Origin of the sequence: Mycobacterium sp. E3247 (genome assembly GCF_001667785.1) — a bacterium.
Lineage (GTDB): Bacteria > Actinomycetota > Actinomycetes > Mycobacteriales > Mycobacteriaceae > Mycobacterium.
In genome coordinates, this window is record NZ_LZJG01000417.1 from 1 (window position 1) to 10,756 (window position 10,756).

The 10,756-nt window shown below is 65.7% G+C and carries 13 protein-coding genes; 6 read left to right on the forward strand and 7 right to left on the reverse strand.

Annotation, left to right across the window (positions count from 1 at the left end; all coding sequences use genetic code 11):
* A partial coding sequence (locus A9X04_RS21580) for a metal-dependent hydrolase (RefSeq protein ID WP_231980402.1) occupies positions 1-346 on the reverse strand: 346 nt, incomplete at its 3' end.
* Here A9X04_RS21580 and A9X04_RS21585 point away from each other — a divergent pair.
* From A9X04_RS21585 to A9X04_RS21610, 6 genes are all read left to right on the forward strand, one after another.
* Positions 335-763, forward strand: a complete 429-nt coding sequence (locus A9X04_RS21585; RefSeq protein ID WP_231985792.1) for a metal-dependent hydrolase — start codon at positions 335-337, stop codon at positions 761-763. The two genes, A9X04_RS21580 and A9X04_RS21585, sit on opposite strands and share 12 nt — an antisense overlap.
* The gene (locus tag A9X04_RS21590; RefSeq protein WP_067924799.1) at positions 760-948 is read left to right on the forward strand and encodes a ferredoxin; all 189 of its coding nucleotides are present in this window, start codon (positions 760-762) and stop codon (positions 946-948) included. Before A9X04_RS21585 ends, A9X04_RS21590 begins: the two co-directional genes overlap by 4 nt.
* A gap of 2 nt (positions 949-950) precedes the next feature.
* Positions 951-2,165: an NAD(P)/FAD-dependent oxidoreductase gene (locus A9X04_RS21595; protein WP_067924801.1), complete on the forward strand. Its 1,215-nt coding sequence runs from the start codon at positions 951-953 to the stop codon at positions 2,163-2,165.
* Between the two features lie 258 nt (positions 2,166-2,423).
* A complete protein-coding gene (locus A9X04_RS21600) occupies positions 2,424-2,618 on the forward strand; it encodes a long chain fatty acid-CoA synthetase Faa4p (protein ID WP_067924825.1) in 195 nt (64 codons plus the stop codon).
* An 85-nt stretch (positions 2,619-2,703) separates the two neighbouring features.
* The gene (locus A9X04_RS21605) at positions 2,704-2,919 is read left to right on the forward strand and encodes a hypothetical protein (protein WP_067924804.1); all 216 of its coding nucleotides are present in this window, start codon (positions 2,704-2,706) and stop codon (positions 2,917-2,919) included.
* Between the two features lie 14 nt (positions 2,920-2,933).
* Complete coding sequence (locus A9X04_RS21610) at positions 2,934-3,671, forward strand: SDR family NAD(P)-dependent oxidoreductase (protein WP_067924807.1); 738 nt, start codon at positions 2,934-2,936, stop codon at positions 3,669-3,671.
* On the opposite strand, the gene A9X04_RS21615 is transcribed toward A9X04_RS21610, so the two are convergent.
* From A9X04_RS21615 to A9X04_RS21640, 6 genes are all read right to left on the reverse strand, one after another.
* Positions 3,668-6,508 carry an RND family transporter gene (locus A9X04_RS21615; RefSeq protein ID WP_067924808.1) on the reverse strand — a complete coding sequence of 947 codons (2,841 nt, stop codon included), beginning with the start codon at positions 6,506-6,508 and terminating at the stop codon, positions 3,668-3,670. The genes A9X04_RS21610 and A9X04_RS21615 overlap by 4 nt on opposite strands.
* Complete coding sequence (locus tag A9X04_RS21620) at positions 6,505-6,903, reverse strand: MmpS family transport accessory protein (protein WP_067924816.1); 399 nt, start codon at positions 6,901-6,903, stop codon at positions 6,505-6,507. The genes A9X04_RS21615 and A9X04_RS21620 overlap by 4 nt, the downstream gene beginning before the upstream one ends.
* A 216-nt stretch (positions 6,904-7,119) precedes the next feature.
* Positions 7,120-7,554 (reverse strand): hypothetical protein, encoded by a 435-nt coding sequence (locus tag A9X04_RS21625; RefSeq protein WP_067924827.1) that lies wholly within the window; start codon positions 7,552-7,554, stop codon positions 7,120-7,122.
* Positions 7,555-7,632: 78 nt separating this feature from the next.
* On the reverse strand, positions 7,633-9,099 hold the full coding sequence (locus tag A9X04_RS21630; RefSeq protein WP_067924818.1) for a hypothetical protein: 1,467 nt from the start codon (positions 9,097-9,099) through the stop codon (positions 7,633-7,635).
* 249 nt (positions 9,100-9,348) lie between these two features.
* Entirely contained in the window at positions 9,349-9,960 is a 612-nt protein-coding gene (locus A9X04_RS21635) for a hypothetical protein (protein ID WP_067924821.1), read from the reverse strand.
* A gap of 43 nt (positions 9,961-10,003) precedes the next feature.
* Positions 10,004-10,756 (reverse strand): glycogen/starch/alpha-glucan phosphorylase (locus A9X04_RS21640; protein ID WP_197509281.1); only part of this gene is annotated, 753 nt, incomplete at its 5' end.

Here is a 10,756-nt window from a genome sequence, read left to right on the forward strand (position 1 = left end):
ACATCGAGAACGCCCTGATCAAGTAGCTCCCGGAGACGTGCTGGTAGACGTCGTACACCAGCGACCGGTGCTCGACCTCCTCGGCGCCGTGCCAACGCAGCAGATCCAGCATCATGGGGTCGGCCTTCGCGTAGTCCAGGCCCCGGTTCGTCAGCACCCATTGGCCCAACATCGCGGTGTAGTGCTCCAGCGCGGCCACATCGGCCAGCCGCCGATACAGCCACCACCGCTTCATGGCCGGCGGAAACCACTGGGGCGGGTCGCCCAGCGTCATCGACAACAGCCTCCCGAGCCGATCCGTGTACGGCTTGGTGTCGATGCCCTGCTCGGCGAGGTGGTCGAGCACCGGTCGCTGGTGTACGACGTCTACCAGCACGTCTCCGGGAGCTACTTGATCAGGGCGTTCTCGATGTTGTTCGTCTCGCCGCTGTTCATCGGCTGGTGGGTCGCCGGCGCCAAATACCTGATGGCCCAAGACCCGACCACCGATCGCAAGTGGCGCTGGCGAGACTGGCTCTGGGCCGCTCGTGAGTACCGGTTGCCGGGCCCCTGGAAGCTGATGGTGACGACGCCCGTCCGGTACATGCGGCCCAGCCATCACCCCAACGACGAGGCGAACACACAGATGGCGATCGACTACCTGGCTTATTCGCCGGTGGCCAAGGCCGCCCAGGAGCGGGCGCGATCCCAAGGGAAGTCGCCGGATCAAACTCAAGGAATCGAGACGTCCGGCAACGGAGCACGAAAGGCGAAGGTGCGATGAAGGTTTCGGTGGACCTTGACACCTGCGATGGCAACGGCGTGTGCATGAGCATCTGCCACGAGGTGTTCGACGTGCGCGAGGACGGTCTGCACGTGCTGCAGGACGAACCGCCCGAGGAACTGCGCCAACAGTTGATCGGTGCCGAGGTGTCCTGTCCCACCCAGGCCATCACGGTGAAGGACTGACCATGCCGACTCGCCAGCTCACAAACGTTGTCGTCGTCGGTGCGGGCGTGGCGGGCACCCGAGCGGCCGAGACGCTGCGGCACGAGGGCTACAACGGCGCCCTGACCATCGTGGGCGCCGAGCGGCAGGCCCCTTATCATCGCCCACCGCTGTCGAAGAAGTTGCTGACCGGCAAGGTGCACCGGGCCGGGGTCGACCTGGCGCCGCAATTCGACATGGATGCGCGTGTCCTGCGCGGCGCGTCGGCGTTGAAGTTGGACATGACCTCGCGCACCGTCCACGTGCGCGACGACGGTCAGGACCTGCCCCTGCCGTTTGACGGACTGGTGATCGCCAGCGGCGCGATGCCGCGCGAATGGCCGGGCGGCCCAGGTCCCGACGGCGTGCTGATGCTGCGGACGGTCGATGATTGCCTGGCCATTCGGGACCGCTTGGGTTCCCGGCCGCGGGTCGTGGTCGTCGGCGGTGGGTTCATCGGCGCGGAGGTCGCCGCGAGTTGCCGGTCGATGGGACTGGAAGTCGCGCTGATCGAAAAGGCGAACGGCCCGCTGCTGGCCGCGTTGGGCAAGGAGCTGTCCCAGCGCTGGGCCGAGCTGCATCGCCGGCACGGCGTGGATCTGCGGGTCGGAGTCGGTGTCGACGGATTCGAGGGCGACGGCCGGGTGCGGGGTGTTCGGCTCACCGACGGCTCGCGGGTCCCGGCCGACCTCGTCATCGTCGGCCTCGGGGTCACCCCGGCCACCGACTGGCTGGACGGCTCCGGATTGCGTGTCGACGACGGGGTGATCTGCGACGCCGGCGGTGCCGTGGATGGCGACACCGGGAATGCCGCCGTCGTCGCCGCCGGTGACGTAGCGCGCTGGTGGCACCCGCTGTACGAACGGCACCTGCGCACCGAGCACTGGGACGACGCGGGCCGTCAGGGCGCGGCCGCGGCGCGGACATTGTTGGCGGGGCCGGAAAGTGCCGAGGCTCACGCCGAGCTGCCGTACTTCTGGTCCGATCAGTACGACGTCAAGCTCCAGATGCTGGGCGTGCCAAACGATTACGATGTTGTCGAGATCATCGAAGGCGATCCTGACTCGTGGGAGTTCGTCGCCGCGTACGGGCGGGGCGGTCGGACCATGGCCGTCCTCGCGACCATCCCGGGCCGGGTGAATGCCTATCGGGAGGCCATCGAGAAGGGCGTCGCGTTTCCGCCGAGGCGGCCGGATTAGCAAGGTGGGACGTTCGCTCCTGCCCGAGCCGTTCGGCCTCGAACATTAAGCGCAAGCAACGACTTGGTTGCGAGTGCGCCTCAGCCAGGAGCCGGCCCGGTTGCCGATTAGGTTTTCGCCTCGATGCGCATTACTCTTTCCCGCGGTTCGATTGCGACTCTTTTGAAAGCAGCCATGCCCACTCAGCCCAGCCTGCTGCGCCGACAAGCGTTGCGCAGCGCCCGCGCGTCGCGGATGGTTCCCCGCGTGAAGTGCCCGATGGTCGGCCAGTGCTTTGACGTCGAAGTCAGTCGTGACGCCGACGGGTGGATGATCCGGATTCCCGAGATCGGCAGGGTCACCCGCACCAGCCGCCGGGGCGCGGTGGAACTGGCGGCACGCAAGTGCATCGCCACCTGGACCGGCATCCCCATCGGTTATGTCGCCGTCTATGTCGTGAGCGAGATCGGTTAGCGCCGCATTCGTCGGCCGCACGTAGTGGCCAAGGTGTGCCTTTCGCGTGACCCCACCGCGACGATGACGCGAAACGCTCATCATCATGACGGTGCTCGCGGGAATCGCGGCTCTCGCGATGGCGACCTGCCTCGGCTACTACCTCGGCCGGCGCGCGGGATCGGCGCCGCCGACCTGGAAGCGGCGAACCAGTCGGGTCGCCATCGGGAGGACGGCGATCAGTCTGCTGGTGTTGTTGACCGCGCGCCGTGCGATGACCCTGTGGGGGCCGAGACTCCTCGCGCGAATGCGCCCCTACTGACCACGAGGACGGGAATGTCATTGCAGGGCAAGGTCGCGCTGGTGACCGGAGCGTCATCGGGTCTCGGCGCCGAGACGGCTCGGTTGTTTTCCCGCCAGGGCGCAACGGTTTTCGGCATCGGCCGGGACACGGGCCGCCTGGCCGAGGTATTCGCCGATGTTCAGAACGGTTACTACGCATCAGTGGACGTGACCTCGGCGCAGGCTTGCCGTGAGGCGGTCGAGCGGTGCGTGCGCGAATTCGGCGGGCTGGACGTGCTGGTCAACGTCGCCGGACAACACCAGATGCGCCGGACGGAGTCGATGACCGACGAGGACTGGGCGCAAGACCTCGCGGTCAACCTGAACGGGCCGTTCTTCCTGTGCCGGGCGGCGCTGCCGCACCTGCTGGAGCGGGGCGGCAACATCGTCAACGTCGGCTCCATCGCCGGCGTCGAGGGCCAGGCGTACTCGGCGGGCTACTGCGCCGCCAAGCACGGGCTGGTCGGACTGACCCGGGCTCTGGCGGTGGAGTACACCGCGGACCGCTTGCGCGTCAACGCGGTATGCCCCGGGGGCATGCTCACCCCGCAGCTCGAACACTTCAGCGCTCCAGAGAACCCCAACTACGACCTGATCATGCGCACGGCCTCGCCGCGCGGCATGATGCAGCCCGTTGACGTCGCGAACGTGATCGCCTTCCTGGCCAGCGACGCCGCGGCGGCGGTGCACGGCGCCGTGTATCGCGTCGACAACGGCAAGGGCGCAGGTTAGCTCGGTGCGGCCGCCTGCCGCAGCGGGCGGGCGCGCACCAGGGTCGGCCACCAGAACCACGGCCCCAAAATCCGCAGGATGCACGGCACCACGAACGAACGCACGATCAGCGTGTCGAGCAGCAGGCCGATGCACACGGTCGAACCCACCTGCCCGATGGTGCGCAGATCGCTGGTGAGCATGGCCAGCATGGTGAAGGCGAACACCAAGCCGGCGGACGTCACCACGCCGCCCGTGCTGCCGAGCGCCCGGATGAGGCCGGTGTGAATCCCGCCGTGCAACTCCTCTTTCACCCTGTTGATGAGCAACAGGTTGTAGTCCGAACCCACCGCCACCAGGATGATGAACGTCAGCGGCAGGACCAGCCAGTGCAGGTGCAGGCCGACCAGGTGCTGCCAGACGAGGATGGACAGCCCGAACGCGCCGGCGTAGGAGAACGCCACGGTGCCGGGAATCACCAAGGCGGCCACCAGACTTCGCGTGATGAACATCATGATCAAGAAGATCAGCACGAAGGCGGCGATCGCCGCGATCATGAGGTCGGACATCGCGTATTCCTTGATGTCCTTGTCGTTGGATCCCGAACCGCCGATGTAGATTCTGGCCCCGGCCAACGAGGTCTCTTTCAGGATCGTCTTGATCGCGTCGGGGAACTGTTGGACGTGCTCCACGCCTTCGGGGCCCATCGCGTCGCCCTCGTGGGTGACGATGAACCGGGCCGCCTTGCCGTCCGGCGACATCATCAGCTTCATCCCGGTCTTGACGTCGTCGTTGTCGAAGCCCTCGTGCGGGATGTAGAAGAAGTCGTCGCTGCGTGACTTGTCGAAGTCGTTGCCCACGTTGATCAGATCATCGAACGTCTGCGCGGTCTGGGTGGTCTGCAGGTCGGCGGATCCGTAACTGTTGACCAACTTCGACTGCAGTGCCTCGGTGTCGTCGGCGGTGGCTTTGAGTTGGGCGATGATCTGCGGGAAAGCCTTGTCCACTTCCTCGAGGGACACCTTCGCGTCCGCGATGTCGTCGGCCAACTTGTCGACCTGATCGATCGTCTCGAACAGCGAGCGGAACGTCCAGCAGATGGGGATGTCGAAACAGTGCCTCTCCCAATAGAAGTAGCTCTTGATCGGCCGGAAGAAATCGTCGACGTTGGAGACCTCGTCCCTGATGTCGTCGGCAACCCGTTGCAGATCTTCGACCGTGAGCACGGTCTGGTGCAGCTCGTCGGACACCTTTTGGAAGAAGCCGATCTCCTTGCGCAGGACCTCGACCGAGTGCGCCTGAATGTCGGCCTGCGCATCGGTGTTGGAGTTCTGCTCCTTGCTGAACGGCAGTTGTTGGCCGTTGCCGCTGCCCTGCGTGGTGAACAAGTAGGGGATGCTGGCGTGCTCGAGCGCGCGACCCAAAGGCCTGGTCATGCCCTGCACCATCGCCACGCCGTGCAGGCGGATCAGGGCCTTGGCGACGCGGTCCAGGGAGATGAAGTCGGCGGAGTTACGCATGTCGTGATCGGTTTCGACCATGAGCATCTCGGAGAAGAGCTTGCTCTTGGGGAAGTGCCGATCCGCCGCCTGGAAACCCAGGTTGGCGGGCGCACTGGCCGGCTGGTATTGCCTGTCGTCGTAGTTCTGCCGGTAGGTGGGAACGAAGATCGCGCCGAGCATGACGATCGCGGAACTGGCCACCAGGATGGGCACCGGCCACCGCACGACGCTCGCCCCGATGCGCCGATACAGATATCCCTTGGCGCTGGTCCTCGGGTCGAACATCCCGAACAGGCTGCCGACGGTCAACGCCGCCGGGCCCAGCGTCATCGCCGCGGCGATGGTGAACAGCATGGTGATCGCCACGGCCGGACCCATGGTGTGGAAATAGTTGAGGCGCGCGAACGTCAAGCAGTAACACGCGCCGGCGATCGTCAGCCCGGAGCCGATGATGATGGGCGCGACACCCTTGTACGCGATGTAGAAGCTGTCCTCCCGGCTTTCGCCGGCCTGCCGGGCCTCGTGGTAGCGGCCCATCAAGAAGATGCCGTAATCCGTTCCCGCGCCCAGAGTTAACGCGATCACGATGTTCACCGCGAACGACGAGAGCTCGATGTACCCGAGGTGCCCCAGCGTCGAGACGATCCCCTTCGCGACGAGCATCTCGATGAGCACGCCGAGCAAGGGCACCAACAGGGTGGATGGGGTGCGGTAGACCAGCAACAGCATCACGACGATGAGGATGATGGTGACGATCGTGACGTTGTTCAGGCTCGCGTTCGCGATAGCCAGCGTGTCCGAGGCCAACGGAGCCGCGCCGCTGACGTAGACCTTGAGCCCGGGCGGTGGCGGGTCTTTCTTGATGATGTCACGGACGGCGTCCACGGACTGGTTGGCCTGAATCTGGCCGATGTCGCCGGCCAGACGAAGGAGCACATAGGTGCACTTGCCATCCACGCTCTGCGCTCCGGCCGCGGTGAACGGCTTGCCCCACAGGTCCATCACGTACTGCACGTGCTGGGTGTCGCGCTGAAGGCGGCGCATCAGGTCGTCGTAGTACCGGTGGTCGGCGTCTCCCAGCGGCCGGTTCGCCTCGAACACCACCATGGTCAAGTTGGTCGAGTTCGATTCGTGGAACTTCTCGCCGATGTGCAGCAGCGCCCGCTGTGAGGGCGCGTAGTGCGGCACCATCGGGCCGGCGAGTTCCTCCGCGACCCGTTCCACCTGCGGCATGAAGGTGTTCGTGGTGACCGCGAGGAGGCCCCAGAAGAAGATGATCGGGATCGCGAAAGCCCGCACCATCCTGGGGATGAACGGGCGTTTGGTCCGGGGCTCGTCGAGGCGATGCTCGGTCATGCCGATTTCACCCGGCACTCGACGTCGGCGTCGGGATGGTCGTCCGACTGCTCGTCGCGGACCACGCCATCCACCAGCATCCGGCAACTCACCTGACCGCTACGAACGTGAACCGAGATGCTTCCGGACGCCACCGAGAGCGTCGTGGTCTCCGTGTGGGACCACGGCAGGGCCGTGATATCGACCTGGTGCGGATGGCCGTCGATGTCGATGTAGACGAGCTTCCCTCCCTTGCCGGCGTTGCCGAACACCTCGTAGGTGATCCGCTTGAGATTGAACTGCTCAGGCGCCTGCGGACCATTGACGGTGATGACCGGCTCCGGTTCGGAGAACTGGTGCACTTTGTACATGCACAGCAGGCCCACACCGACCGCAACGACGGTGACCAACGGCATCCAGCCCCGCTCCAAGGCAGTCCTGCCGACTGAACGACGGCTCACTCCATCACCTTTCGCGACCCAGTCCTAAGACGTGCCCGCCTCGTCTCCGCCCCATGTCAGCCGGTCAGCGGCTCGTCGTATATCAATAAGGTTGACATACATCGGTAAAGAGATTACTGCAGCCGGGTCGCCGGCGCGATCCGGGTGTGTCGAACCTGGGTCGCGAGCCCCTCATGCCGCGACGTGCGCGTCGCGCAGCCGCCTCTTCAGCCGTGCGCTACTTCGGAGCCCTCTGGCCAGGTTGGTGGATGTCAACATGGGAATCACCCCGAGAAATGTGCGCTCCGACGGCGTTGCTCCGTGCAGGTGGTAGAGGCTGCCGAACACGTAGAAGCAGCCCAGCATGAACAACGCGCCCGGGATGCAGAGCGCCAGGAGGGAGCCGCGATCGGCGACAATCTGCCGCGCGTAGTCCAGCTCTTCGGCGGACATGGGTTCGCGTTTGCGCAGTTTGCGCACCACGTCTCTGGCGCTGCCGATCTCCTCGCTGATCGGGCTCGTCGGCCGCTTCTCCATCCGCCTGACGTACGCGGCGGCAATGGTGGCGAGTGTCAGTGCCAGGCCCAAGGCGATCACGGTCAGTAGGCCGAACGCACCCTCAGTCACGATCACACTCCTTCGGAGTCACCGCTTCCGGTCGTCGCGCCCCGTCGGTGCTCATCCGGAAACCTTACTTCGCGGGAATCAGAACCCGAAGTCGCCGCCGCCGGAATCCGAGCCACCGCCGCCGAAATCGGATCCGCCGAAATCGGATCCGCCGCCGGAGTCCCAACCGCCGCTGAAGTCGACGTCTCCGCCACCCGAGTACGAGCCGCCGTTGCCCGCGAAGCCAGTGTCGCCGCTGGAGTCGTAACCACCGCCGAACCCGACATCGCCTTGCGGGCTGTCATACCCGGCGTTTTGGCCGCCGTCGTAGCCGGCATCCGCGTACGCCGAATCGCGGCCGGCGTCGAAGCCGCGCTCGTAGCTGCCGCCCCAATGGTCGTCCAGCAGCGCGTCCATCAGCAGGACGTCGGTCAGCGCCCAACCCCAGCCCGCACCCCAGAACGCGTATGGGTAGTACCCCGGGTAGAAGAACATTCCGTTGTAGTAGCCACCGCCGTAATAGTGGGGATAACCGGGCTGCGGGGTGGTGCTGTAGTTGTTGTTGTTGATCGTCACGTACTCCCCGGTCTCGGGGTTCTTCGCGCGCACCGAGGCCTGCTTGCGGTCGTCTTCGGGCACCGAGTCGACGGCGGCGACGTTCGGCGCAGGGCGACCGGGGTTGAGTTTCTGGTTGGCCTTGGCCACCGTCGACTGCACCACCCTCAGGTGCGCGCGCGCCGCGCCGTAGTCACCTGTCTCATAGGCCTTTCTGGCGTCATACAGGCTGGCGTTGGCCTTCGTGGACTCCGCGCTGACGTCCGTTTCGCTGTTGGTCAGCACCGCGTTGTCGAGGTCGCCGACGTCCGCTGTTGCGGTGATCAATTCCTGCTTGATCTGCTCGCGCGCTGCTGCGTCCTTGCGGCGCTTGCCGTTTCGGCTCGCCACGAACCAGATCAAGCTGACCACGCTCAACGCGACGGCGAGAAAGACCAGCAGGGTCCACAACCATGCCCAGCGGTCGGGGTTCTTGTGCACGGCAGGGGAGGTGGTGCTCGCCGGTCCCCCGGAGGGTACGTCCACCCTGGCCAATCTGCTGACGAATTCACTCGTCGCGCCCTGCGGGTCGTTCCGGTGAGCCCTGGCCGACTGGCTCATCAACGGATCGACGCTGTCCGCGATCGCCTTGGGCACGTTGTAGGCGCGCACGTGATAGCCCCGGGAGTCGATGACCAGAATGATGCCGCTGAAGGTGGGATCGCGTCCGAGGATGACGTTGTGAATGGCGTCCGGGGTGCTCACCCCGGTCTGGCTGGGGGCCACCGCCGCCACCCAGACCGGCGGCGTGGAACTCCACGTCCATCGGCTGGACAGGATCTGGTCGTTGAGCCTGTCGGGGTCCCGCAGCGACGGATTCGCCGCCGGGTCGGCCAGCACGTGCGTCTGGGCGTTGAACTTGTTCACCAGCTGATCGGTATAGGTGTCGGCCGACGCGGACGGCGCGAGCAGCAGCATCGCCAGCGCCACGGTGAACGGGGCCAGCGCAAGCCGACGGAATCGTAGGGTCACTTTCCTCCTGCCAGGGTCACTGAGTCGATCCTTGCGGCGGACCGGGAAAACGTCCACTATCGACCCACGGTCCAGCCGTCGTAACCTTGACCGCGTGAACGCCCGGCGCAGCCCGTTTCGGGCCGACCTGCTGCGGTGCTCTTCCTCGCCTACGATGCGGCGTCGTATGTCACCGGGGGGGGCGACGCTCGTCGTCGACGGCGGTGGATGGCTGACCGCCAGCGGGGTGCCGGACCTACCCGGGTACCGCTAGCCTGACGCGATGTATCCGCGGGGGAGTACCGAGAAGTCCACGCACGCCGCGGCCAAGACGTCGCCCAACTGGGGAGGGACCGGCGCGGCGAGCGTGAGCATGGCACCCGCCGATGGTGCCTTCAGGGTGGCGACGTTGCGGCCGGTCAACAACATGATGGCGTCGGATTCGATGTCGCTCCAACCGGTGTGAACGGTCATCAGGGTGAGCACACCGATCGCCTGGCCGGTCGGCGACAACAGGCGGTGGTGCCATGCGCTGTCGGCCTTGTGTCCGGTGTGTGGTTGCACCACCGCCAGCACGGTGCCGCCCCCGTCTTCCAATTGCGCCGCGCCGTCGACGGGCACAATCCTTCCCACGGGTGTGCTCCCGTTGGTGATGGTGGTCGTTGCGGCCACCGCGATCTTGAGCTCATCGCCGGCTGCCGAGGACAGCTTGTATTCGCCCTTGCCCCCGTTCTTGAAGCCGAATAGCACCGCGGGACCGCCCTTTTGTTGCGCCCGCGCCAATTCGGTGCCGTCGGGGGTGGTGAGCGCGACACGCAGCGCGTTGGACGTCGACCTCGTCAGGCGAGCGAGGACGACCGTTGCATCGCCCAGAATTGACATGCCGAGATCCTAGGCCCGGCGCAGCGATTTTCGGCCGGTTTTCTCACATCTTCACGGTCAGCGGCCACACGTTCCAGATGTCGTCGCAGTACTCGGTGATCGCGCGATCCGAGGAGAACTTGCCGCTGCGAGCGGTATTGAGGATGGACATCTTCGTCCACGACTCCCTGTCCTGCCACGCCGCGCTGACCTGCTCCTGGCAGTTCACGTAGGACGCGTAGTCGGCGCACACCAGGAAGGGGTCCTCATGGCGCAGGTTGTCCACCAGCGGCCGGAACACCTCGGTGTCGCCGTGCGAGAACGTGCCGGCCGCAATGAGATCCAGCACCGCGCGCAGCTCGTCGTTGCGGTCGATGTAGTTGGCCGGGCGATATCCGGCCGCCTTGACGGCCTCGACCTCCTGTTCCGTCAGGCCGAACAGGAAGAAGTTCTCCGGCCCCACCTCGTCGCGCATCTCCACGTTGGCGCCGTCGAGCGTGCCGACGGTGAGGGCGCCGTTGATCATGAACTTCATGTTCCCGGTGCCCGACGCCTCCTTGCCCGCGGTGGAGATCTGCTCGGACAGATCCGCGGCCGGGTAGATCATGTGGGCGTTCTGCACGTTGAAGTTCGGCACGAATGCGACCTTCAGGAACCGGTTGACGTCCGGGTCGGCGTTGACGGTCTCCCCGACGGCGTTGATCAGTTTGATGATCCGCTTGGCCATGAAGTAGCCGGGGGCGGCCTTGCCGCCGAAGATGAAGGCCCGCTGCGGAATCGACAGGCCGGGGTCCTGCTTGAGGCGGTGATAGAGCGC